The organism is Bacillus sp. A260 (assembly GCF_009861435.1).
Lineage (GTDB): Bacteria > Bacillota > Bacilli > Bacillales > Bacillaceae_G > Bacillus_A > Bacillus_A cereus.
Genome location: NZ_CP046398.1, coordinates 3,552,795 through 3,578,225, shown reverse-complemented (window position 1 = coordinate 3,578,225; position 25,431 = coordinate 3,552,795). Strand labels below are relative to the sequence as shown.

Here is a 25,431-nt window from a genome sequence, read left to right as displayed (position 1 = left end):
ACCTAATACTAGAATGAAAAACAAAATAGCTTTATACTAAAGATTCAGGGAAATCAGAAGAGGCATAATTTGCGTCCGTTGTAGTTTATTTGCATAAAAAATGCTAAACTATTACTGTAAAAAAATACACTACAATGAATGCAGCCAAAAGGGGTGTAGGAGATGATTAGTCAACTTTCATGGAAAGTTGGAGGCCAACAAGGTGAAGGAATTGAAAGTACAGGAGAAATCTTCTGTATTGCATTAAACCGATTAGGATATTACCTATACGGTTACCGCCACTTCTCATCACGTATAAAAGGCGGCCATACAAATAATAAAATTCGTGTAAGTACAACAGAAGTACGAGCGATCTCAGATGATTTAGATATTTTAATTGCTTTTGACCAAGAAACAATTGATTTTAATTTCCACGAACTACGTCCAGGTGGAATTGTAGTTGCGGATGCGAAATTTAATCCAACAATACCTGACAATACAGATGTAAATCTATATGTGATACCGTTTACAGATATTGCTTCAGAATTAGGCACATCATTAATGAAAAACATGGTTGCTGTTGGAGCATCAAGTGCAGTATTAGGATTAGATGAAACAGCTTATTTAGATGTTGTTGAAGAAATCTTTGGTCGTAAAGGAGAGCAAGTCGTTCAAAAGAATATGGACGCAATTAAACGTGGCTCTCAATATATGAAAGAATTACTAGGTGAGAAAGTAAACATGATGCAGCTTGAAAAAGCTGATGGTAAAAAACGCATGTTTATGATTGGGAACGATGCAATCGCATTTGGTGCGGTAGCTGGTGGTGCTCGTTTTATGTCAGCATACCCAATCACACCTGCATCAGAAATTATGGAATACTTAATAAAAAAATTACCGAAAGTCGGCGGAACAGTAATCCAAACTGAGGATGAAATCGCAGCTTGTACAATGGCAATCGGTGCAAACTATGCTGGTGTTCGTACATTAACGGCATCTGCTGGTCCAGGTCTTTCATTAATGATGGAAGCAATCGGTTTAGCAGGTATTACAGAAACTCCATTAGTAATTGTTGATACACAACGTGGCGGCCCAAGTACAGGATTACCAACTAAGCAAGAACAGTCTGACTTAATGGCGATGATTTACGGTACGCATGGTGAAATTCCAAAAATCGTAATGGCGCCAAGTACAGTTGAAGAAGCTTTCTATGACATTGTAGAGGCATTTAACTTATCTGAAGAATATCAAGTTCCTGTTATTTTCTTAACAGATTTACAGCTTTCTTTAGGAAAACAAACAGTAGAACCACTTAAATTAGATAAAGTGGAAATTCGTCGTGGTAAACTTGATTTAGAAGTAGAATTACCAGAACGTGAAAATAAAGCATACTTCAAGCGTTATGAAGTAACAGAAGACGGCGTTTCACCACGTGTTTTACCTGGTATGAAAAATGGTGTTCACCATGTTACAGGTGTAGAACATGATGAAACTGGAAAACCATCGGAATCAGCAATAAACCGTAAAGATCAAATGGACAAACGTTTCCGTAAAATGGAGAACTTGAAGTTTAATACCCCTGTTTATAAAAATGTTAAGCATGAAGAAGCAGACGTATTGCTTGTTGGATTTAACTCAACTCGTGGTGCGATCGAAGAGGCAATGACGCGTTTAGAACAAGAGGGTATGAAAGTAAACCATGCTCATGTGCGTTTAATTCACCCGTTCCCAACAGCTGAAATCGATCCACTTGTGAAAAAGGCGAAGCGTGTTGTAGTAGTAGAAAACAATGCAACAGGTCAGCTTGCTAACATTATGAAAATGAATCTTGGTAATGGTGAGAAAATTTCTAGTCTTTTAAAATATGATGGAAACCCATTCTTGCCGAAAGAGATTTACAACGAATGCAAAAAAGGGGTTGTATTAAATGGCAACATTTAAGGACTTTCGTAACAGTGTAAAGCCAAACTGGTGCCCAGGTTGCGGAGACTTCTCAGTGCAAGCTGCAATTCAACGTGCGGCAGCTAACGTTGGCCTAAATCCAGATGAACTTGCTGTTATTTCTGGTATCGGCTGTTCAGGCCGTATTTCAGGTTATATTAATTCATATGGTGTGCATAGTATTCATGGTCGTGCCCTTCCAATTGCGCAAGGTGTGAAAATGGCAAATCGTGATTTAACAGTTATCGCTTCAGGTGGTGACGGTGATGGATTTGCGATTGGTATGGGTCATACAATCCATTCTATTCGTCGTAATATCGACATTACGTACATCGTAATGGATAACCAAATTTACGGATTAACAAAAGGGCAAACTTCACCACGTAGTGAAGCTGGATTTAAAACGAAAAGCACACCACAAGGTTCAATTGAACCATCACTAAATGTAATGGAAATGGCCTTAACAGCTGGTGCGACATTTGTGGCGCAAAGCTTTTCGAGTGATTTAAAAGAATTAACACAAATTATTGAAGCTGGTATTAACCATAAAGGATTTTCATTAATTAACGTATTTAGCCCATGTGTTACTTACAATAAAGTAAATACTTACGATTGGTTTAAAGAGAATTTAACGAAACTAAGTACAGTAGAGGGATATGATCCATCTAATCGCATGATGGCTATGCAAACTTTAATGGAAAATAACGGTTTAGTAACAGGGTTAATTTATCAAAATACTAAGCAACCATCATATCAAGAACTTGTTAAAGGCTATAGTGAAGAGCCTTTAGTGAAATCTGATTTAAATATGGATCAGAAAATGTTTGATGAGCTTGTTGCTGAATTTATGTAATGTAAGAAGAGGAGGTTGCCGATTTGGTAACCTTTTTTTATGTACAAAAATATAGGGTAGTCTTATTTACTTAGAAAATTCAGAATGATAAAATAATATATAAATCGTTGTATGAAAATGGCAAGTTCATTGCTTATGAAATGTAAGATAATAAAGGGCCTCTTTATTGTTAAAATTGGCGAAATACATCATACTATGGTAATGTTTATAGGGATAAAGCAATATGCTTTTTGGTAGGACAACAAGAAATGATAAAAAGGGAATGTCTATTTGCGTGGGGAAGACTTCATTCTTATGAATGATTAGATTGATTACTCAAGTTTCAAAGGACAAGTTATCTCTCAAGCTATCTAACCATTTTTGAGGTGAGTCTAGGCGCATTAAAATGGACTATAGAGTATGTATAGTTAAGGGTGAAAGGAGATTACCGATGAACGAGCAACAACGATTAGCAAGTCAACAAGCAAATTCCTCTACGAAAAAAGAAGAGAAAGATTATAGTAAATACTTTGAAAGTGTATATCAACCACCTTCCTTAAAGGATGCGAAAAATCGCGGGAAAGAAGAAGTTAAAATTGAACGGGATTTTGGCTTACCTGAAGAGTTTCGCAATTTTGGTACAGGAAGAAAGTTCTATATTCGTACATATGGTTGTCAAATGAATGAGCATGATACGGAAGTAATGGCAGGCATTTTCACCGCACTTGGATATGAACCAACTTTTTCAACTGAGGATGCAGATGTAGTTTTATTAAACACTTGTGCAATTCGTGAAAATGCTGAAAATAAGGTGTTTGGTGAGCTAGGCCATTTAAAGTCACTCAAACGAAGAAATCCAGACCTTTTAATTGGTGTATGTGGTTGTATGTCTCAAGAGGAATCTGTTGTAAATAAAATTATGCAAAAAAATCAGCATGTAGATATGGTATTTGGAACGCATAATATTCATAGATTACCGTACATTCTAAAAGATGCGATGTTCTCGAAAGAGACGGTAGTTGAAGTATGGTCAAAAGAAGGTGACGTAATTGAAAACCTTCCGAAAGTACGTCGTGGTGATATTAAAGCTTGGGTAAATATTATGTATGGCTGTGATAAATTCTGTACGTATTGTATTGTACCGTATACACGCGGAAAAGAGAGAAGTAGACGTCCAGAAGATATTATCCAAGAGATTCGTCATTTAGCTGCAAATGGTTATAAAGAAATTACTTTACTTGGTCAAAACGTAAATGCATATGGTAAAGACTTTGAAGATATAGAATACGGTCTTGGCGATTTAATGGACGAACTTCGTAAAGTTGATATTGCCCGTATTCGTTTTACAACGAGCCATCCACGTGATTTCGATGATCACTTAATTGAAGTGCTTGGCAAAGGTGGCAACCTAGTAGAACATATCCATTTACCAGTTCAATCTGGAAGTACGGATATGCTGAAAATTATGGCACGTAAATATTCGCGTGAGCATTATTTAGAACTTGTAAGAAAAATTAAAGAAGCAATTCCAGATGCAGTATTAACAACAGATATTATCGTTGGTTTTCCAAATGAAACAGATGAGCAATTTGAAGAAACGATGTCGTTATATCGTGAAGTAGGGTTTGATACTGCCTTTACATTCATTTACTCTCCTCGCGAAGGTACACCAGCTGCAAAAATGAAAGATAATGTACCGATGGAAGTAAAGAAAGAACGTCTTCAACGCTTAAATACACTAGTAAATACGTTGGCAATTGAAAAGAATAGTCGTTATAAAGGTCAAATTGTAGAAGTGTTAGTTGATGGGGAAAGTAAAAATAATCCGGAAGTACTTGCAGGTTATACTCGTACGAATAAACTTGTAAACTTCGTCGCTTCAAAATCTTTAATTGGTCAGCTTGTGAAAGTAAAAGTAACGGAAGCAAAAACTTGGTCTCTTAACGGGGAATTAGTTGAAGAGCCGATTGAGGTGAAATAATAGATGAAAGTATATTCGAAAGATGACATTGTTGAACAAGCGAAAGAATTAGCAAAAATGATTTCTGAAACAGAAGAAGTTGATTTTTTTAAGAAAGCAGAGGCGCAAATTCATAAAAATGAAAATGTAAAACGCGCAATCGATGAAATTAAAGCACTGCAAAAACAAGCAGTAAACTTGCAACATTACGGGAAATGGGAAGCTTTAAAAAAGGTAGAAGCTGAAATTGATGCATTGCAAGATAAGTTAGACAGTATTCCAGTCGTACAACAATTTAAATCTTCACAAACATACGTAAATGACTTATTACAGTTAGTTGCTAGTACAATTTCTAACAACGTAACAGATGAAATATTAATTTCAACTGGTGGCGATGTACTAAAGGGTGAAACTGGCGCAGCAGTAGAAAGTAAAAAAGGAAATTGTGGTTGTTAAAGAGATGTCATATTGACATCTCTTTTTTTGTGGATTAAACGTAAGGTCTTCTCAAAAAAAAGAATGACACATTCCGCTATTGTCACGCATATGATTAAGTGAATAGTGATTGAGGAGGGTTACGAATGTCCGAATTTAGAGAGATTATTACAAAAGCAGTGGTTGGAAAAGGACGTAAGTATACAAAGTCAACGCATACATGTGAATCGAATAATGAGCCAACAAGTATTTTAGGGTGCTGGGTAATTAACCACTCGTACGAAGCAAGAAAGAATGGAAAACATGTGGAAATTGAAGGTTTCTATGATGTGAACACTTGGTATTCATTTGATGGAAATACAAAGACTGAAGTTGTAACAGAACGTGTGAACTACACGGACGAAGTAAGTATTGGTTATCGTGATAAAAACTTTTCTGGTGACGATTTAGAAATTATTGCTCGTGTTATTCAGCCGCCAAATTGTTTAGAAGCACTTGTATCACCAAATGGTAATAAAATTGTTGTAACTGTAGAACGTGAATTTGTAACAGAAGTAGTTGGAGAAACGAAAATTTGTGTAAGTGTAAATCCTGAAGGCTGCGTAGAATCAGATGATGATTTCCAAATTGCTGATGATGAATTTGAAGAATTAGATCCGAACTTTATCGTTGATGCAGAAGAAGAGTAATAGAAAGCTAGGGAGAAGTTCTTCCTAGCTTTTTACTTTACATAAGTGGCGCTGAATGAACATGATTCTTTATGAAATATGTTATAATGAAGAAAGACTCCTGAAATAGGAGATAAGAGTGTCCGTGAAATGCGACATATATGAAAATAGATTATCATGTAAGAATTATGGAGGAAAAGTATGACTCAATATACGCCTATGATACAGCAATATTTAAAGGTTAAGGCAGATTATCAAGATGCCTTTTTATTTTTTCGCTTAGGCGATTTTTATGAAATGTTCTTTGAGGATGCTGTTAAAGCAGCCCATGAACTTGAAATTACATTAACGAGCCGAGATGGTGGTAGTAGTGAACGTATACCAATGTGCGGTGTACCATATCATGCGGCTAAAAACTATATTGAACAACTTGTTGAAAAAGGATATAAAGTAGCTGTTTGTGAGCAAGTAGAAGATCCGAAAACAGCTAAAGGTGTAGTACGTCGTGAAGTAGTACAATTAATTACGCCAGGAACGATGATGGAAGGGCGTACAATTGATGAGAAAGAAAACAACTTCTTAGCCGCATTAACACATTTTGAAGATGGATCATATGCATTAGCTTGTAACGACTTAACGACTGGACAAAATACAGTAACGTTACTGACTGGTTCAGTAGAAGATATTTTATTAGAAGTGTATGCAACTGGTTCGAAAGAAATTGTTGTTGATTCTTCATTTTCTAAAGATGAACTAAACAAGTTAACTGAAACATTGAAAATGACGATTTCGTATGAAGATGCAACGGCAATTCCGGAAGGATTAGAACATCTTGTGAAAAATGTTTCACAAGCAAAATTAATTAAAGCAGTTGGACGTTTATTTAACTATGTAATAAGAACGCAAAAACGTTCTTTAGATCATTTGCAACCAGTAGAAATTTATTATACGAATCAATTTATGAAAATTGATGTACATTCAAAGCGAAACTTAGAACTGACAGAAACACTTCGGACGAAAGAAAAAACAGGATCACTATTATGGTTATTGGACAAGACGAAAACAGCTATGGGTGGTCGTATGTTAAAACAGTGGATGGAACGTCCACTTATACAGAAAGAAAGAATTGAAGAGCGTTTAGAAATGGTTGAAACGTTTGTAAATGATTACTTCTTACGTGAAGATTTAAAAGAAAAGTTAAAAGAAGTATATGATTTAGAACGCTTAGCAGGAAAAGTTGCATTTGGTAACGTAAATGCAAGAGACTTATTACAATTAAGACGTTCATTACTTCAAGTGCCAGCTATTTTAGAAGCAATTAGTTTGTTAGATAACGCTTATGCATCGAGATTAATTCAAGGTGCAGATCCATGTGAAAGCTTAACAGAATTACTAGGAAGAAGTATTCAAGAAAACCCACCGCTTTCAATTAAAGATGGAGATATTATTAAAGATGGGTATAATGACAAGCTTGATCAATATCGTTACGTGAGTAAAAACGGGAAAACGTGGATTGCTGAGCTTGAAAAAAGAGAACGTGATATTACTGGAATTAAATCGTTAAAAATCGGATACAACCGTATTTTCGGTTACTACATTGAAGTAACGAAAGCGAATCTTGCAGCACTTCCAGAAGGTCGCTATGAACGTAAACAGACGCTTGCTAATGCTGAACGTTTCATTACAGATGAACTGAAAGAAAAAGAAACGTTAATCTTAGAAGCTGAAGAAAAAATTGTACAGCTAGAATACGATTTATTTACAGCACTTCGTGAAGAAGTAAAAGTATTTATTCCGAAATTACAACATTTAGCGAAAGTAATTAGTGAATTAGACGTACTGCAAAGTTTTGCGACAGTTAGTGAAGAAGAACAGTTTGTAAAACCTGTACTGACAACGAAGCGCGAAATCTTTATTAAAGATGGTCGTCATCCTGTCGTTGAAAAAGTATTGAACGGGAAATTGTATGTACCGAATGATTGTATTATGCCAGAGAATATGGATGTCTTTTTAATTACAGGGCCGAACATGTCTGGTAAAAGTACGTATATGAGACAATTAGCACTTGTAACTGTTATGTCGCAAATCGGTTGTTTCGTACCAGCAACAGAAGCAGTATTACCTGTATTTGATCAAATCTTTACGAGAATTGGTGCTGCGGATGATTTAATATCAGGTCAAAGTACATTTATGGTCGAAATGTTAGAAGCGAAAAATGCAATTGCAAACGCATCAGAAAGAAGTTTAATTTTATTCGATGAAATTGGACGAGGTACATCTACCTATGATGGTATGGCACTTGCACAAGCAATCATTGAACATATTCATGACCAAATTGGTGCAAAAACGTTATTCTCTACGCATTATCATGAATTGACTGTGTTAGAAGAGAGTTTAGATCAACTGAAAAATGTACACGTTTCAGCAATTGAAGAGAATGGAAAAGTAGTATTCCTTCATAAAATTCAAGACGGGGCAGCTGATAAAAGTTACGGAATTCACGTTGCGCAACTTGCAGAGCTTCCAGATAGCTTAATCGCCCGCGCGAAAGAAGTGTTAGCACAGCTAGAAGGACAGGAAGAAATTATTATTCCAAAACGAGTAGAAGTGAAAGTACAAGAAGCTGCTCCAGAACCTGTAGTTGTAAAAGAGGAAATAGCAGAAATACAGGAAACGAAAGTAGAGACTGAAGAAGAATCGCAACTATCTTTCTTTGGAGGAGAACAGTCTTCGAAGAAACAAGACAAACCTCTGCTAGATCAAAAAGAAACAGCAGTATTGGCGCAAATTAAAAAAATCGATTTACTTGATATGACACCTTTAGAAGCGATGAACGAATTGTATCGCTTACAGAAAAAGTTAAAGAAAGGATGAGTAAGTAGATGGGGAAAATTCGCAAACTCGATGACCAACTCTCTAACTTAATTGCGGCAGGGGAAGTAGTAGAGCGCCCTGCTTCAGTCGTAAAAGAACTTGTGGAAAATTCTATCGATGCGAATAGTACATCTATTGAAATCCACTTAGAAGAAGCTGGGTTATCGAAAATTCGTATCATTGATAACGGTGATGGTATTGCAGAAGAAGACTGTATCGTCGCTTTTGAACGCCATGCGACGAGTAAAATTAAAGATGAAAACGATCTGTTTCGCATAAGAACACTCGGTTTCCGCGGTGAGGCATTGCCGAGTATTGCCTCTGTTAGTGAATTAGAATTAATTACTAGCACAGGTGATGCGCCTGGTACACACCTCATAATTAAAGGTGGAGACATTATAAAACAAGAGAAAACTGCGAGCCGAAAAGGAACAGATATTACAGTACAAAACTTATTCTTTAATACACCAGCGCGTCTTAAATATATGAAAACCATTCATACGGAGCTCGGGAATATTACAGATATCGTGTATCGTATTGCAATGTCACATCCAGAAGTATCGTTAAAACTGTTTCATAATGAAAAGAAATTGCTTCATACATCAGGTAACGGTGATGTAAGACAAGTACTTGCATCGATTTACAGTATTCAAGTTGCGAAGAAGCTTGTTCCAATTGAAGCTGAATCTTTAGACTTTACAATTAAAGGCTATGTAACATTACCAGAAGTAACGAGAGCATCTCGTAATTATATGTCAACGATCGTAAATGGTCGTTACGTTCGAAACTTTGTACTAATGAAAGCAATTCAGCAAGGATACCATACATTACTGCCAGTCGGCCGGTATCCAATTGGCTTCTTATCGATTGAAATGGATCCAATGCTAGTTGACGTTAACGTACATCCAGCGAAGTTAGAGGTTCGTTTTAGTAAAGAACAAGAATTGCTAAAGCTGATCGAAGAAACATTGCAAGCTGCATTTAAAAAAATACAGCTCATTCCAGATGCAGGCGTAACAACGAAGAAAAAAGAAAAAGACGAAAGTGTGCAAGAACAGTTCCAGTTTGAGCATGCGAAGCCGAAAGAACCATCTATGCCGGACATTGTTTTACCAACTGGCATGGATGCAAAACAAGAAGAACCGCAGGCTGTGAAACAACCACCACAACTGTGGCAACCGCCGAAACAAGAATGGCAACCACCACAGTCGCTCATAAGAGAAGAACAAAGTTGGCAACCATCCACTAAACCGATAATCGAAGAACCAATTCAAGAAGAGAAATCGTGGGACAGTAATGAAGAGGATTTTGAACTAGAGGAATTAGAAGAAGAAGTTCGGGAAATAAAAGAGATTGAAATGAACGGGAATGACTTACCACCGCTTTATCCAATTGGACAAATGCATGGAACATATATTTTCGCTCAAAATGATAAAGGCTTATATATGATTGACCAGCATGCCGCGCAGGAACGTATTAATTATGAATACTTCCGTGATAAAGTAGGAAGGGTAGCGCAAGAAGTACAAGAGTTACTTGTACCGTACCGTATTGATCTATCTCTTACTGAATTTTTACGTGTCGAAGAACAGTTAGAAGAACTAAAAAAAGTTGGGCTATTTTTAGAACAATTCGGCCATCAATCCTTTATCGTCCGCTCGCATCCAACATGGTTCCCGAAAGGACAAGAAACAGAAATTATCGATGAAATGATGGAGCAAGTTGTCAAACTAAAAAAAGTGGATATTAAAAAGTTACGTGAAGAAGCAGCCATCATGATGAGCTGTAAAGCATCCATTAAAGCGAATCAATATTTAACGAACGATCAAATATTTGCCTTACTGGAAGAATTACGTACAACAACAAACCCATACACATGCCCACACGGAAGACCGATTCTTGTGCATCATTCTACTTATGAGTTGGAGAAGATGTTTAAGAGGGTTATGTAGAGTGAATAAATTATATTTCAAAAGGGAGCAACATTTACTGTTGCTCCCTTTTCATATGTAGATTTAATAGTTAAACGAGAATATGGTGGAGTAATTTTACCGTTTATTTCTTGGTTGAGTTAGCTTAAATTTATCTATGTATAAAAAAGCGCTGTATACAGCACTTTTTAAAATGTGCATGAATTGTATCATTACTAACTAAATAACTATGCATGGTTGAATGTTGCTTCTTATTTAGCTAATTGTTATAAAGATCTATACAATTACTTATTTTTATTATTATTAATTTTTTCAGTGTATAGAACTTGCTCTTTATAGTGCTTCTTAATTGGGAAGTTATGTGTACCTGTGCCGTTCTTGAATTTTTTATCAATGGGGTTCTTTAGAGGAACTGTTGTAGTTTCAGTAAATTCATATGGGTAATTTATTTTAGATTTATCTTCAAACATGAAAATGCCTCCTTTTAGGATCTCCTAAATTCTTTACTATAACATGATATGCATATAGATATTTTTTGGACTAGTTATTTATATAGGTTAATGGAATTTAATTACATAACTACTGAAACATTTTAAAGGAAAACAATTTGAGAAAGAAATGGTATGAATAGCTGTTGGCTCCTATTGTTGTTTTTTTTGTTTGACAGCACAGTTAATTATGTATATAAATTCAATATAGATTGTTTTTATAATATGGTTTATATGGGGTTTTCTTGATAATATAATGTGGAATATTATAGTGTTATTAGGTTATTAGGAACATTTAATGCTGTTTCATAACTGAAAGGTAATTGAAAAAAAACTGAAACTTTTCTCATAAAAATTCAATCTAACTTGAAAAATGAAAGGAAAATGAAATTTTCCAAAAGATATTCTTTGTTAAGATAAAAAGCATACATACAAAAAGTATTGACATATCTTAAAAATGTATTTTCAAGATATAGTGGGGGAAAAGATGAGATTAGAAAAACAATTAATAAAAAAGATGTATTATGAAACATTCCTAATGGAGAATGAAACAAAACCAACTCTTGACGTACTTGGACAAGCTTATGTAAACGAAGAAAAAAATGAGATTTCTGATGGGTCTTATATTCGTTTTGCACAAGGTGAATTTTATTATCGTCATCAAGATTTTGAAGCAGCTATTTTTAAATGGGAGAAGGTTAGTAATGAATTAGCACCATGGGCACAAAAAAATATTGCGGATGCTTATTTCGAACTGAATCAGTTATCATTTGCTGAAAATATTTATACTTCTATTACTACTGATAATAAAATATTGATGACCGAAATTAGACTACAATTACTTTCTCTTTATATTGAGCAAAATAATTTTGACTCAGCTTTCGGTGTTATTAAAGAAGCAGTTTCTTTAAATCCTGATTATCCGAATGTCACAAAAATTGCCCGTTCCTTTTATGAGGAACAGCAAGATTTTGATAGTGCAGTAGAGCTTGCTGTGAATGAGTTAATTCGCATAGAATCGTATCCTTGGTTTGAGGTGTTAAAAGGATATATCGATAAAGGGTTTACTAAACATATTTCACCAGACTATTTTTATGATGCATTAGCTACATTAAATAATGTAGATCAAGTACAATTTACGCAAATGGTTTCATCACTCTGGAACAGTTATAAAAATGAAAAAAATTACTTATTGTGGCTTAACACAATAAATGAATTTTTCTTACATATTGAAATACATTCGTCCGATATATGGAACAAAGTTTCTGCTCTTTACGAAGAAACGTACTTTGCATTAATTCAAGGTCAATATACGCTTAGACAATTAAACGATATCATACCAAATCTGTTAGCAAATTGGTTAAAGGTAGTCAATCCATCTTATGCTGTATTTCCATCTGCAGCTGTATTGGCATGGGATGAGATTTTCCCTTCCAAAATAGATTCAGCAAATATAGAACATGCGGAAAACTTACTGTCACATTCTATTAATCATGTAAATGGCTTAGAGTACAGCTTACACCTTTTTGAATCTATTACACAGTGGGCACAAAAGCAGAATATAGAAATAGGTCACCGATTTAAATGGTTAGTTGACGAGCTCGCAGATTTAAGAACAAATCGTATTTTAGTAACGGGAACTTCAGGGAACGGAAAAACTACATTTATTAACTCTATATTAGGAGAAAATATATTAGAAAAATCAATTTCAAATGTAGTAGTTTTAAAAAATGATGCTCATATAGAAATAAACGCTATAACAGACTCAGCAATTACAACAACGGAAGATGTCTCTGATTACCATAATATGATGTCTCAGCACCATCAAACATATAGAGATAGAGCGTGTGTTGAATTTAAATTACCATGCAGATTTTTAAATGAAAATAAACTTACATTTGTAGTGACACCTGGCTTTAATAGGAATAACGACACTAGAGATGAGATATTCGAATATTTAAATTCTGTAGACGAATTACTGTTCGTATTGAATGCGGATTCACCTTTTACTGATAAAGAACGTGACATTCTATTAAGTATTCAAGAACATACGCCAAATTTACAAATTCATTTCTTATTAAATAAAATCGATAACATTTACAGTGAAGCAGAAGTGAAAAGGGTATTACATGATACGGCAACGAGAATAAACACATATTTCCCGTATGCGAGAATTTTCCCTTATTCCTCGTTATATACAAGTAGTCAACAATTAAATGATTTAACTGAGTTTATTCATTTTAACTTTAATCATAAAAATATCGATGCAGAACGTACTGAAAAGTTATTATTTTTCATTCGAAAAACAATTACATATCTTTTGGATAAACGTGTTGAGAAAGAAAATAATCTGGTGGATGCTATTAATTGGAATGAAGATATGCTAGTGAAACTAAACGGTAGCATTAATAACCTTACTACATTTGAGAGGGAAAAAATTCATTTCATTACACAATCATATCGTTCAATGAAGACTGAAATTACAAATGATCTTACTGAAAATATTCCGAAGATATTAAAGAGCTGTTCTAATTTAATTAGTGAAGAAAGTGATTTCGGGCACATGGATACGGAACTAAATAAAGCAATGAATGAAAGAGTGCATAAATATTTAGAACAAACTGTGTTACCTAATCTGGCTCTTTCTATGCAAAATTGGATTGCAACTTCTAATAATGAGCTTCTTCAAAGTCAAACGTATTTAGAAGAACTTAGTGAAGGGCTTAATTCACTATTTGGAGAAAATAGAATACAGTTAGAATGTGACTTTAAAGTGCTTGATGACTGGCGCAGAGATACTGACAGGATGACGACTAGAATACAAATGGATGAAGTAAATATTTTACGTCGATTTACGCCAGCACAATTTTTACTGAAAAGTGCCGGTAAATTGTTTGGAGTTCTTCCTAAAAATAAATCTATGCTATATAACAAATACAAACAGTATGTAGAAAATGAAGATTATACTGAAGTAACGGCTTCTATTATGAAGAAATTTTTCTTGCAATTTGAGCTGTTTGAAAACACACAAGAGCGAGATATTAATATATTCTTTAGGAATCCATTTAACTCTTTAAAGCAAGCTGTAGAAAACACGCATTTAGAAATACAAGAAAAACAAGAGATATTACATAAGATGAAATCAAATCCTGAAATCTATCATGATTCTATCATGCTCTTTGAATTGAGATTGCGTCAATGTGAAGTAATTTTAAATATAAGTGATGATAATACTTTTGCGGATGTAGCTTTAGAAATAAGCGTAGAATAAAAGTAAAAGGGAGCAACTGTAATAAGTTGCTCCTTTTTCATATATAGATTATTTTTCTGTTTCTTTAATTTTAGTTTGTACTTCGCCAGTTTTAATTTTATTACTTTCTGAGAAGCGTAATAAATCGCCTTCAATAATTTTGTCAGACATTCGTAATTCATTTTGGGCACGTTTAATGAGGGCTTGAGCTTCTTTTTTTGGTAAATCTACAATTTCACCTGTTATACGGTCGTAGAAAGTGTTGTTTTTGTATGCATACTTATCTGTAACGAAGCTACCATCACGTAAAACAACAAAGCCAGTATATTCATCTGAAAACATATCATGGCCAAAACGAATATCATTCGTAGAATCAACACCTAATAAATTTAGAATAGTAGGTTTCATATCGATTTGTCCAGTAGGCTTTGAAATAGTTTGACCTTCTGTTTGTCCAGGAATATGAATATATAAAGGTGTACGTTGTAAATTTAAAGTATCAAATTCTGTTATTTGATCTTTTTCTAAAAACTGTGCCATTGCACGATTATGTTTTTCGGAAATACCATAATGATCACCGTATAACACAATAATAGAATCATCGTAAAGCCCCTCGGCCTTTAGACGTTCAATAAATTTTTTAATTGATTCGTCTAAGTAACGTGCTGTTACGATGTAACGATCAAATACGCCATTACCAGAGTTGTATGGTTCAATGAATTTTGTATCTTCATCATACGTAAATGGATAATGGTTTGTTAAAGTAAGGAAACGAGCATAGAATGGTTGATTAACAGTTTTTAATATATCTACTGATTGATCAAAGTATTCGATATCTTTTAATCCCCAATTTAAATTTGTTTCTGGTGTAATTTTGTAATCAAGCTCATTATAGTAACGATCATAACCAAGAGCAGAGTACATGATATTACGATTCCAAAATGTTGCGTTATTCGCATGAAATACAGAAGTGAAATAACCTTGCTGACGTAAAATTTCTGGAGTTGCAGTATAATCATTGTTACCGTGTGTAAAGAATACAGCTCCTCGATTTAATGGATACAACGACGTATCGATTAGAAATTCAGAATCAGATGTTTTCCCTTGACCAGTTTGATGGAAAAAGTTATCAAAGTAATAACTTTCATTTATGAATTCATTTAGGAATGGTGTAACTTTTTGCCCGTTCACTGATGCGCCTATTAAGAAGGTCTGCAAGGATTCAAGAGTGACGACAATTACGTTTTTTCCTTTCGCTGCACCAAACATATTAGGGTTTGGCTCGCTTTGATTTGCTTTTACGTAGTTTTCAGTTTCTTGTAATTTACTACTATCAGCAAGTGCTTTTTGTGACCCAGCTTTTACTTGCAGTGTTAAGTCATATACTTGGTGAGTATATAAGCCTAAATTTTTGACAAGCATGACTCGGTCGAATGATCTTGTTAATAATTCAGGGCGCTCTTTTTCTGCAAGATGTAGATTCGCAAAGAATACACCAATCGTTAAAAGAAAGTATAACAAGCGCGTAGAATGAGTTACACGTTCTGTTTTAAAGACCAATGATTTCTTTTTTAATAAAATAAAGAAGAAAACAATGTCTACGAATGCGAGTATAATTTTGTAGTTTAATATTTCTATAATACTGCCGCCTAATTGGCCGAAGTTTGAGGTTTGTCCAAGTACTGGTAATGTAACGAAATCACTATAAAAATCATAGAACATTACATTTCCAACAAGCACGATTGTTAATAAGAAATTAATACAGAGCGCTATATAATTTCGCTTTTCACCAGTTGCAAATAATGCTAATCCAACAAATGCTAATGATGCGGCTAGAGGGCTAATAAACAAAATGAGCTCTTGCGTTGAAGACTCGATTTTTAAATCAAAACTGAATCGCGTAATAAGATATGTTTTTAACCATACCGCTAAAGCCATTATTATAACAAAACTTATATTTTGCATTTGTAAATTTATTTTGTTCTTCATTTTTACACCTTCTTTATATAATTTATTTAACTAAAGTTATATATTATATTTTTATAACTATTAGAGTGTAATGAACCATTTAGACTTTGTTTTCTAAAGGGAATAATTTGAAGTATTCATATATATATAATAGGGATTTTTAAAGCGTAGTAGCATAAATATAACTCTTTTTGAGAAACGGGCAGAACAAGTCATAGTTGTAGTGAAATTGACTTATAGACATCCTACCATATTAAACACTATGATGATGTTACAAAATATCGAACAAATAAAAGTGAAAATGGATAGAGACTTTTAAAACTGTTGACATTCAATTTATTAGAATTGAATGTCAATCGTTTTAAATATACAGTTATATTACATATGTATTTTGTAAAATCCCGATTTTTTGTCGGTTAATTATTAGCAGGGAAGGATAGGGGGTTTATTAATATAATTTTACTATATGTAAGTAAAGTGTTTTGAAATTGAAAATATTTGACTGACATTTTAATGATAGAAATTAAATGTCAGATAAGTACTTTCCAACATACAGACCACTTGCAGCTGCTTGAGATAATGAATGCGTAACGCCTGAACAATCTCCAATTAAAAATAGCCCATGTATACTAGTTTCAAAATGATTATTAATTTTTATCGTAGGAGCATAGAACTTTCCATCAATTCCATATAGTAAAGTATGTTGATCAATAGGTTCTTGTATAAATTGTTCTAAACGTAATAAAAATTCTTTGAGCCCTTCAATATATAATTGAGGAATTTCTTGATTCAAATCTCCATAATCCCCCTGTAGTGTAGGCTGTATACGGCTATGTTCCATGCTGTTTTCCGCCGTAGGTTGTTTCTTTAGTAAGTCCTCTAAGCGCTGTATAACAATCCGATCTCGTCCTTGGTTAATGCCTTTAATAATTGAACCTGCGTATACATTTGCTTCTTTGAGAGTTGGAAAATAGCTAGGAATAAATAAAGTGAAATTTAAATTAGAAGTGCCAGTTCCTTGCTCTCGAAAATTTTGACCGTCAGGCATAACTAAACCTTCTTCGTACTTTCGAATGATGCGTCCTTTTGGATTCATACAGTAAGTAGTTGCTGTGAAATGCTCACCTTGATAAGAAAGTTTTGTTTCAAAAGTATCTTTTAATATAGAACGTAATTGATGTTCTTTCATTTCTACTCTAATTCCTAAATCTACACGTGTTTGCTCCTGAGAAATATTTAGGGAACTGCACATTTCTTTTAACCAATCGGCCCCAGAGCGCCCAGTTGCAAATACTAGTTGCTTAGTTTGAACTGTTCCTTGATTTGTATCTATTGTAAAATGATCTTCCTGTTTCAGAATATGTTGTACATCTATATGAAATTGGATCTTTATTTTCGTCAGTAAAAATTCATAGAGCTGCTGAAAAATGTTACTGGAAAGTGTAGTACCAAGATGTCTTACTTCTGTTGTTAGCATTTGTAAACCACACGCTTCAGCTCTCTTAGTGAGACTTGAATTTTCAGTAGAATATTTTGAAACCGAACTTCCACCAAACTGACATAGAATTTCATCTACTTCAGCCATGAGTTGTAAAAAAACCTCTTTACCGACTTTTTTCTCAAGTTCTCCGCCAAATCCGTTTGTATAATTAAATTTCCCTTCAGATTTGCCTAAACCACCAAACCCGAAATATTTATCACATGTAGTACAATTACACACTTTTCCTTCGTCTAAAGGACAATGGCGATCTTCTAGCGCTTTACCTTTATCAAGAATTAAAACTTTTTTGTTACTTTTAGCTAGTGAATAAGCCATAAAAATGCTACTTACTCCAGCGCCGATAATCGTAACATCATACATATTCTTCCACCTGCTAACGAATAGTTTGTTTTTTATTTTTCTAGTGTATAACAATTTTATGAAGTTAAGAAATAGCTTTTATTAATAAAGTGGGAGTTTTTGAACTTGATGCTTTATTAATTTCTACGAGTGGTGGAGTAAATACAAAAATTTTTATTTGAAAGAAGAAACAGTTTAAAAAATAACTATGTCATATGATTAATAACATCTTACATAGAAAAAAACAGACCTTTTAAGTGAAGAGGTCTGTTAATGATTTTAAATCTTATTTAGCAAACACATGATTACCAATTACTGCTACTGTTTGACGTGTCGTAATCCACTTGTCCGTTGATGTTTTTGGATTGTAGAAATAAATCCAGTCTGAATCTACTCCATTTGTGGAGATAGCCTCTTCTACAGCCATTTTTGCTTCTGCACTTGCAGGTTGATTAATTCTTCCATCTGTAACAGGAGTAAATGCATATCCGTATTTAATAGGTTCATAAATAACGCCTGTTATTGTATTTGGAAAACCTTTTGCATTTACACGATTTAGTATAACTTTGGCTACTGCTACTTTTCCTTTATAGGATTCGCCACCTGCTTCAGCGGTAACTAAGCGTGCCATTAAGTCTTTTTCTTTTTGTGAAATACTTGAGTTGATTTTTAAATGTTGTCCTGTATAAAGCTTGTTTCCGACTGTATTGTTCATTTGTTTTATAGATTGGACAGTGACATTGTAACGCTTTGCTATCGTTTCTAATGAATCTCCCGGTTGTACTTGATAAATAATTTGTTCAGAAATGTTCGCAGGCTTGGCATTTTGAGGAACAGTGATTTCATTTGATTTCACGGACCCTGGAATATGTAACTGTTCGCCAATAAAGGTTTTATCGTTTCCTTTATTATTAGCCTGTTTAATGGATTGTATTGAAACTCCGTATTGTTTACTAATGCCCCAAAGTGTATCGTTCTTTTTTACTGTATGAATGGTAGAAGCTTCAGCTGTACTTTGACTACATACGAATGTAATTGCGGCCGCAGATAAAGGAATTATATGTTTTATTTTTAGTAATTTCATTGTAAATCCTCCTAAGAAAAAATTAAGGTGAAACGATTAAGTAATGTAGTTTTAAATGTGTATATGCGTAATATATTAATGTAAGTATATTAGCACATATAAAATAAATAATCACTATAAGTTTCATATTCGTTTAGTGTAGAGTCAGAATATGAAATATTGCATATGAAAATACATTGAAGTTCATATTTCTGATTACTATAATCTATTTAGTAGAAAGGGAATACGTTATAGAATTAATCATTATAGATTAATATAATGATTAATAATTATTAATAGGAGGATTGATGTAATGAAAATATTTCAAAAAATGTGTGCGTCAACTGTAATCATTACAACACTTTTAGGAACAGGAGGCACTATCAATAGTGTATATGCTGATTCTATAGAACAGCAGAGTAAATTAGGGATAGAACAAGAAACAGATAAGCAAATCATTGTAAAATTTAAAGCGGATTTGGATTTGCCATATGAAGATGGTATTGAAAAACAAATACAATCTCAAACGAATGATAAAATAATAAAAGATCTTTTGACAGAATATCCAGATGTAACATTTACTCGTTTATTCACATCTGTAAGCCCGGAACAAATACAAAACCTTGAAGTGAAAGCACCTAATCATGTATCTACAAGTCTATTAAACTACTATATTCTTCAAAATCAAAATAGTGGGTATGAAGAAGAAATAGTAGATAAGTTAAAGGCATCTTCTTTAATAGAAGATGCGTATATGAAGAAACAAGAGAAAATAATGCCACCTGAAGTGCAATCATCAAGTGTAGCTCTTAATCCTAATAACAATCCTAGATTTAAAAAACAAGGTTATCTTGAAGCAGCCCCATACGGTATTAATGCGCCTTTCGCCTGGGGAATTCAAGGCGGTAATGGAAATGGTATTACTTTTGTTGATATGGAATACGGATGGCTATTAAATCATGAGGATTTATTACATCAAAATATTGAATTAATGTCTGGAAGAAATATAGATCAGCATGTCGGTCATGGGACGTCTGTACTAGGAATTGTATCCTCTGAGGACAATGAAGTCGGGAATATTGGGATTGCGCCAAAAGCGAAAGCAAAGGTTATCTCTCAAATAAGAGATAACGGACAGTATAATACGGCTGATGCAATATTAAGCGCTGTAAATCAGTTAGAAGCTGGGGATGTTTTATTATTAGAGGCGCAAGCATCCTTTGATGGATATGGTGATAAATATTTACCTGTTGAAGTACAACCAGATATTTTTGATGCAATTCGTGCTGGTACAGATAAAGGGATTGTAATTATAGAGGCTGGAGCAAATGGGTGGAATGATTTAGACCAGTTCAAAGATAGAAAAGGTAAGCAAGTCTTAAAGCGTAATAGTAAAGATTTTAAAGATTCGGGTGCAATTATGGTAGGCGCTGGCTCTTCATCTTTCCCTCATGAACGTATGTGGTTTTCGAATTATGGAAGCCGTATTGATGTGTACGGATGGGGAGAAAATGTAGATACAACTACAGCTGAACAAAGTAGAAGTGCTGTAAATCTATATACTTCAAGCTTTAGCGGAACATCTAGTGCCTCGCCAATTATTGCTGGGGCAGCGACTTTAGTACAAAGCATTGCTAAAGAAAATTTAGGACAACCATATAGACCTAGTGAACTAAGAGCAATATTAAGCAACCAGAGCACAGGAACAAAATCTAAAGATCCATATGCAGATAAAATTGGTGTTTTACCAGATTTGAAGTCTATACTATTAAACTTAGGCTATGAACAAAGAAAACCAAACGGTGGGAATGAATTACAAGTAACAGAAAATGAACCAAATAATGAGCCTAGACAGGCAAATAAAGTTAACTTTCATACACCGGTGAAAGGAATGCTACATAATAGTGATAGAGTAGATGTATTTACTTTCCAAATTGACTCGCCGGAAAATATTAATATTTCTCTACTAAATGAACAAAATATCGGAATGACATGGGTACTTCATCATGAATCAGATTTAAATAACTATGTAGCATATGGTGAAAATGAAGGCAATGTAGTTAAAGGAACTTATAATGCAAAGCCAGGTAAATATTATTTATACGTCTATAAATATGAGAATACAGATGGTTCATACGTATTGAACATAAAATAAGTAAAAGGAACTTCAGATGAAGTTCCTTTAAATTTTTCTAATTTAGTATATGTGAATGATTTTTTAACTTTACTTCTATGCAATATTTCATATTGATGAAATGTTATTTATTTTTTCTGAACTAGCTTATATTATATTCAATAAGTTTGATATAAAAACAGAAAAAGAGAGGGATAATAATGAGCAATAAGAAGTTAATTTTGAAATTATTCATATGTAGTACAATATTTATCACATTTGTATTTGCTTTACATGATAAGCAAGTAGTTGCAGCTAGCTCTGTTAATGAGCTTGAAAATTGGTCGAAATGGATGCAACCTATACCTGATAATATCCCGTTAGCACGAATTTCAATTCCAGGAACACACGATAGTGGGACGTTCAAGTTGCAAAATCCGATTAAGCAAGTATGGGGAATGACGCAAGAATATGATTTTCGCTATCAAATGGACCATGGAGCTCGCATTTTTGATATAAGAGGACGTTTAACAGATGATAATACGATAGTTCTTCATCATGGGCCATTATATCTTTATGTAACACTGCATGAATTCATAAACGAAGCGAAACAATTTTTAAGAGATAACCCGAGTGAAACGATTATTATGTCTTTAAAAAAAGAGTATGAGGATATGAAAGGGGCAGAAGATTCATTTAGTAGTACGTTTGAAAAAAATTATTTTGTTGATCCTATCTTTTTAAAAACAGAAGGAAATATAAAACTTGGAGATGCTCGTGGGAAAATTGTACTACTAAAAAGATATAGTGGTAGTAATGAATCTGGAGGATATAATAATTTTTATTGGCCAGATAATGAGACGTTTACCACAACTGTAAATCAAAATGTAAATGTAACAGTACAAGATAAATATAAAGTGAGTTATGATGAGAAAGTAAAATCTATTAAAGATACAATGAATGAAACGATGAACAATAGCGAGGATTTAAATCATCTATATATAAATTTTACAAGCTTGTCTTCTGGTGGTACAGCATGGAATAGTCCATATTACTATGCCTCTTATATAAATCCTGAAATTGCAAACCATATAAAACAAAAGAATCCTGCGAGAGTAGGCTGGGTAATTCAAGACTACATAAATGAAAAGTGGTCACCATTATTGTATCAAGAAGTTATAAGAGCGAATAAGTCATTAATAAAAGAATAAAGATGATGAGAGTGAGAAGCGATAAAATATATCGCTTCTTATTTCTTTTCCAATAACCAACAATATAAATTGTACTTTTATAATAGAAAAAAATAAAAACATAAGATATAATCATACATATAAAATTTGTACCTATAAATTTTATATGTATGATTGAATTTGATTTGTTGTAATGAAATGGAGGTATATACTATGAAGTTTCCACATGATTTTTTATTCGGAGCTGCTTCAGCTTCTTATCAAGTAGAAGGTGCATGGAATGAAGATGGAAAAGGTGTTACGAATTGGGACGAGTTTTCAAAAATTCCTGGCAAAACATACAATGGAACAAATGGTGATGTAGCTGTTGATCATTATCATCGATATAAGGAAGATGTTCGCTTAATGGCTGAGATGGGATTAGAATCGTATCGTTTTTCTATTTCTTGGGCGAGAATATTGCCGACTGGAGATGGAAAGGTAAATGAAAAAGGGATTGAATTTTATAACAACTTAATTGATGAATGTTTAAAATACGGGATTGTGCCGTTTGTCACTTTATATCATTGGGATTTACCATTACCGTTAGAAAAAGATGGTGGATGGACGAATAAAAGAACAGCAGAGGCTTTCGTAAAATATGCAGAAACTTGTTTTAAGGCATTTGGTGACAGAGTTAAGCATTGGATTACTTTTAATGAGACCGTAATGTTTTGTGGATTAGGTTATTTAAAAGGTGCACATCCACCAGGAATACAAAATGATGTTCCAAAGTATTTTCAAGCGACTCATTATGTATTTTATGCACACGCGAAAACAGTTGCGGTGTACAAGCAGCTGAAACAATATGGTGAGATTGGGATTACACATGTTTTCTTACCAGCTTATAGTGTGGATGATCAAAAAGAAAATATACAAGCAGCAAATCATGCGAATGAATATGAAACGTATTGGTATTATGATCCAATTTTAAAAGGCGAGTATCCGTCTTATGTTGTACAACAATTAAAGGAAAAAGGATGGACTCCTAATTGGACGGTTGAAGAATTAGAAATCATTAAACAAAATGCAGAAGAAAATGATTTTATTGGCTTGAATTATTATCAACCAATACGAGTAGAAAGATACGATATGGATATAAAGAGTGAGGAACATTCTCGAGAAAACTCAACGCTTGCTCCAGGTAACCCTTCTTTTGATGGTTTTTATCGAACAGTTAAAATGGATGATAAAACATATACAAAATGGGGATGGGAAATATCTCCCGAAGGTTTCTTAGAGGGATTGCATATGTTGAAAGCGCGTTACGGTGACATAAAGATGTATGTAACGGAAAATGGACTTGGTGATGAAGATCCAATCATTGACGGAGAAATTGTAGATGTTCCGAGAATTAAATTTATTGAAGCGCATTTAAAAGTAATGAAGCGTGCAATTGAAGAGGGAATTAACTTAAAAGGTTATTATGCATGGTCAGTGATTGATCTTTTAAGTTGGTTAAATGGATATAAAAAGCAATATGGCTTTATTTTTGTCGATCATAATGATAACTTAAAACGTAAGAAGAAACTTTCGTTTCATTGGTATAAACGTGTGATCGAAACGAGAGGGGAAGAGTTATAACAGATAAAAGCGTATTTTAGGAGAAAGTGTATGAGTGCAAAGTATAAACAAATTGCAGATGTGTTAGAGCAAAACATTCGAGATGGGCTTTTTAATGAAACGAAAAAACTACCTACAGAAGAAGCGTTGATGAATCGATTTGAAGTAAGCCGTAATACGATACGTAAAGTAATTAGTCAGCTTGTGAATAGAGGTTATATTTTTCAAGTGCAAGGTAGTGGCATGTTTTTACGCGAAACTTCTGTAACAGATTACATTAATTTAGGAAGTTTACGTGGATTAACGAAAAATCTTGTTTCACAAAATATTGAAACGAAAGTGTTAGAGCTGGAAGTAATAGATGCGGACGAAGAGATAGCAAAGCGGATGCAATGCGAAGCTGGAACTAGGTTGTATTTTTTGAAGCGCTTAAGAATTGTAGATGCTAAACCATTCTCTATTGAAGTAAGTTATTTCAAAAAGGATATTATTCCATATTTGAACGAAGAAATAGCATTAAGCTCTGTATACAGTTATTTCATTGAAGATTTACGATTAAATATTGGTTTTGCTGATAAAGTTATTAGTTGTGAAAAAGTAAATAAAGAAAATGCACAGCTTTTAGAATTAAATGAAGGTGATCCGGCGCTTCTTATTGAAAATACAGTGTATCTTGTAAATGGAACAATTTTTGAGTTATCTCAGTCGATGTTTCATTATGAAAAGGCGAAACTTTTAAATCGAATTAATTTTAAATGAAAAATTATCGTTTGAAAAAAGCAACTGGTCCTAAGTGATCAGTTGCTTTTTATTTTTTAAGTGGATGAGCAAAAAAACATGAAAGTGGTTGGTCCGCTTTTTGCAAACATCTATTATGATAAGAGAAGAAAGGTAGTATGTTATCAACGTTTTAAAGAGGAAGGTTTTTATGTAAGTTCTTTAATTAAAATAGATGGGTCTTAGAGAGGTGAAAAGACAATGAATTTTGCAATTTCACTAGTCGTTATTATTGTAATTGTATCGCTATTTGGGACTGTACTAGTTGCAAGAAACGTGGAGGAGAATTACGGTAAGTCTACAAAAAGAAATGTGAAAAACTTATCTGCAATCTATATTCTTCTTCTTTTTGTTCTACTGGCCGGGGTAACATGGTACGCGGTAATGATTTAATAGTTTGTAAAAGAACTGAAATGAGAGTATGAAGTTGGAATTTCAGAAGCTATTGAGTAATCAGAAAGAGAACCATTTTGGATATATCCATTTACGGATAAGAAAATGTGACTAATTAATACTATTT

At 33.7% G+C, this 25,431-nt stretch carries 17 protein-coding genes; 13 read left to right on the top strand and 4 right to left on the bottom strand.

Annotated elements, in window-relative coordinates; all coding sequences use genetic code 11:
- Positions 1 to 162: 162 nt before the first annotated feature.
- From GD442_RS17880 to mutL, 7 genes are all read left to right on the top strand, one after another.
- Entirely contained in the window at positions 163 to 1,920 is a 1,758-nt protein-coding gene (locus GD442_RS17880; protein WP_000625418.1) for a 2-oxoacid:acceptor oxidoreductase subunit alpha, read from the top strand.
- Positions 1,907 to 2,773 (top strand): 2-oxoacid:ferredoxin oxidoreductase subunit beta, encoded by an 867-nt coding sequence (locus GD442_RS17875; protein ID WP_000190155.1) that lies wholly within the window; start codon positions 1,907 to 1,909, stop codon positions 2,771 to 2,773. Before GD442_RS17880 ends, GD442_RS17875 begins: the two co-directional genes overlap by 14 nt.
- 430 nt (positions 2,774 to 3,203) lie before the next feature.
- Positions 3,204 to 4,733 (top strand): tRNA (N6-isopentenyl adenosine(37)-C2)-methylthiotransferase MiaB, encoded by a 1,530-nt coding sequence (miaB, locus tag GD442_RS17870; protein WP_086407675.1) that lies wholly within the window; start codon positions 3,204 to 3,206, stop codon positions 4,731 to 4,733.
- Positions 4,734 to 4,736: 3 nt separating this feature from the next.
- Positions 4,737 to 5,168 carry a YlbF/YmcA family competence regulator gene (locus GD442_RS17865; RefSeq protein WP_000870461.1) on the top strand — a complete coding sequence of 144 codons (432 nt, stop codon included), beginning with the start codon at positions 4,737 to 4,739 and terminating at the stop codon, positions 5,166 to 5,168.
- Positions 5,169 to 5,293: 125 nt separating this feature from the next.
- Entirely contained in the window at positions 5,294 to 5,836 is a 543-nt protein-coding gene (cotE, locus tag GD442_RS17860; protein ID WP_001288799.1) for an outer spore coat protein CotE, read from the top strand.
- A 180-nt stretch (positions 5,837 to 6,016) separates the two neighbouring features.
- On the top strand, positions 6,017 to 8,689 hold the full coding sequence (mutS, locus tag GD442_RS17855) for a DNA mismatch repair protein MutS (protein ID WP_000196026.1): 2,673 nt from the start codon (positions 6,017 to 6,019) through the stop codon (positions 8,687 to 8,689).
- Positions 8,690 to 8,697: 8 nt separating this feature from the next.
- Complete coding sequence (gene mutL, locus GD442_RS17850; RefSeq protein WP_000516465.1) at positions 8,698 to 10,641, top strand: DNA mismatch repair endonuclease MutL; 1,944 nt, start codon at positions 8,698 to 8,700, stop codon at positions 10,639 to 10,641.
- 263 nt (positions 10,642 to 10,904) lie between these two features.
- Here the strand turns inward: mutL and GD442_RS17845 are convergent, their stop codons facing one another.
- Positions 10,905 to 11,090 carry a hypothetical protein gene (locus tag GD442_RS17845; protein WP_000461138.1) on the bottom strand — a complete coding sequence of 62 codons (186 nt, stop codon included), beginning with the start codon at positions 11,088 to 11,090 and terminating at the stop codon, positions 10,905 to 10,907.
- 505 nt (positions 11,091 to 11,595) lie between these two features.
- On the opposite strand from GD442_RS17845, the gene GD442_RS17840 reads away from it, so the two are divergent.
- Complete coding sequence (locus GD442_RS17840) at positions 11,596 to 14,379, top strand: dynamin family protein (RefSeq protein ID WP_001235310.1); 2,784 nt, start codon at positions 11,596 to 11,598, stop codon at positions 14,377 to 14,379.
- Positions 14,380 to 14,427: 48 nt separating this feature from the next.
- On the opposite strand, the gene GD442_RS17835 is transcribed toward GD442_RS17840, so the two are convergent.
- The 3 genes from GD442_RS17835 to GD442_RS17825 all read right to left on the bottom strand — a co-directional run bounded on the left by GD442_RS17835 (position 14,428) and on the right by GD442_RS17825 (position 19,250).
- Positions 14,428 to 16,347, bottom strand: a complete 1,920-nt coding sequence (locus tag GD442_RS17835; protein ID WP_086407674.1) for an LTA synthase family protein — start codon at positions 16,345 to 16,347, stop codon at positions 14,428 to 14,430.
- Between the two features lie 502 nt (positions 16,348 to 16,849).
- Positions 16,850 to 18,187 carry an NAD(P)/FAD-dependent oxidoreductase gene (locus GD442_RS17830; RefSeq protein ID WP_000272406.1) on the bottom strand — a complete coding sequence of 446 codons (1,338 nt, stop codon included), beginning with the start codon at positions 18,185 to 18,187 and terminating at the stop codon, positions 16,850 to 16,852.
- A gap of 265 nt (positions 18,188 to 18,452) precedes the next feature.
- The gene (locus GD442_RS17825) at positions 18,453 to 19,250 is read right to left on the bottom strand and encodes a cell wall hydrolase (protein WP_000771005.1); all 798 of its coding nucleotides are present in this window, start codon (positions 19,248 to 19,250) and stop codon (positions 18,453 to 18,455) included.
- A 292-nt stretch (positions 19,251 to 19,542) separates the two neighbouring features.
- Here GD442_RS17825 and GD442_RS17820 point away from each other — a divergent pair, with 292 nt between their 5' ends.
- The 5 genes from GD442_RS17820 to GD442_RS17800 all read left to right on the top strand — a co-directional run bounded on the left by GD442_RS17820 (position 19,543) and on the right by GD442_RS17800 (position 25,304).
- Positions 19,543 to 21,384, top strand: a complete 1,842-nt coding sequence (locus GD442_RS17820) for a S8 family peptidase (RefSeq protein WP_086407673.1) — start codon at positions 19,543 to 19,545, stop codon at positions 21,382 to 21,384.
- 179 nt (positions 21,385 to 21,563) lie between these two features.
- The gene (gene plcA, locus GD442_RS17815; RefSeq protein ID WP_000066288.1) at positions 21,564 to 22,553 is read left to right on the top strand and encodes a phosphatidylinositol diacylglycerol-lyase; all 990 of its coding nucleotides are present in this window, start codon (positions 21,564 to 21,566) and stop codon (positions 22,551 to 22,553) included.
- A 192-nt stretch (positions 22,554 to 22,745) separates the two neighbouring features.
- The gene (locus GD442_RS17810) at positions 22,746 to 24,155 is read left to right on the top strand and encodes a glycoside hydrolase family 1 protein (protein WP_000671628.1); all 1,410 of its coding nucleotides are present in this window, start codon (positions 22,746 to 22,748) and stop codon (positions 24,153 to 24,155) included.
- A 30-nt stretch (positions 24,156 to 24,185) separates the two neighbouring features.
- Positions 24,186 to 24,893: a GntR family transcriptional regulator gene (locus GD442_RS17805; protein WP_001274912.1), complete on the top strand. Its 708-nt coding sequence runs from the start codon at positions 24,186 to 24,188 to the stop codon at positions 24,891 to 24,893.
- 219 nt (positions 24,894 to 25,112) lie between these two features.
- Entirely contained in the window at positions 25,113 to 25,304 is a 192-nt protein-coding gene (locus GD442_RS17800; protein WP_001008261.1) for a hypothetical protein, read from the top strand.
- Positions 25,305 to 25,431 lie beyond the last annotated feature (127 nt).

Coding starts and splice junctions, on each gene's coding strand:
- GD442_RS17880 (WP_000625418.1), top strand. CDS start 163: ATGATTAGTCAACTTTCATGGAAAGTTGGAGGCCAACAAGGTGAAGGA.
- GD442_RS17875 (WP_000190155.1), top strand. CDS start 1,907: ATGGCAACATTTAAGGACTTTCGTAACAGTGTAAAGCCAAACTGGTGC.
- miaB (WP_086407675.1), top strand. CDS start 3,204: ATGAACGAGCAACAACGATTAGCAAGTCAACAAGCAAATTCCTCTACG.
- GD442_RS17865 (WP_000870461.1), top strand. CDS start 4,737: ATGAAAGTATATTCGAAAGATGACATTGTTGAACAAGCGAAAGAATTA.
- cotE (WP_001288799.1), top strand. CDS start 5,294: ATGTCCGAATTTAGAGAGATTATTACAAAAGCAGTGGTTGGAAAAGGA.
- mutS (WP_000196026.1), top strand. CDS start 6,017: ATGACTCAATATACGCCTATGATACAGCAATATTTAAAGGTTAAGGCA.
- mutL (WP_000516465.1), top strand. CDS start 8,698: ATGGGGAAAATTCGCAAACTCGATGACCAACTCTCTAACTTAATTGCG.
- GD442_RS17845 (WP_000461138.1), bottom strand. CDS start 11,090: ATGTTTGAAGATAAATCTAAAATAAATTACCCATATGAATTTACTGAA.
- GD442_RS17840 (WP_001235310.1), top strand. CDS start 11,596: ATGAGATTAGAAAAACAATTAATAAAAAAGATGTATTATGAAACATTC.
- GD442_RS17835 (WP_086407674.1), bottom strand. CDS start 16,347: ATGAAGAACAAAATAAATTTACAAATGCAAAATATAAGTTTTGTTATA.
- GD442_RS17830 (WP_000272406.1), bottom strand. CDS start 18,187: ATGTATGATGTTACGATTATCGGCGCTGGAGTAAGTAGCATTTTTATG.
- GD442_RS17825 (WP_000771005.1), bottom strand. CDS start 19,250: ATGAAATTACTAAAAATAAAACATATAATTCCTTTATCTGCGGCCGCA.
- GD442_RS17820 (WP_086407673.1), top strand. CDS start 19,543: ATGAAAATATTTCAAAAAATGTGTGCGTCAACTGTAATCATTACAACA.
- plcA (WP_000066288.1), top strand. CDS start 21,564: ATGAGCAATAAGAAGTTAATTTTGAAATTATTCATATGTAGTACAATA.
- GD442_RS17810 (WP_000671628.1), top strand. CDS start 22,746: ATGAAGTTTCCACATGATTTTTTATTCGGAGCTGCTTCAGCTTCTTAT.
- GD442_RS17805 (WP_001274912.1), top strand. CDS start 24,186: ATGAGTGCAAAGTATAAACAAATTGCAGATGTGTTAGAGCAAAACATT.
- GD442_RS17800 (WP_001008261.1), top strand. CDS start 25,113: ATGAATTTTGCAATTTCACTAGTCGTTATTATTGTAATTGTATCGCTA.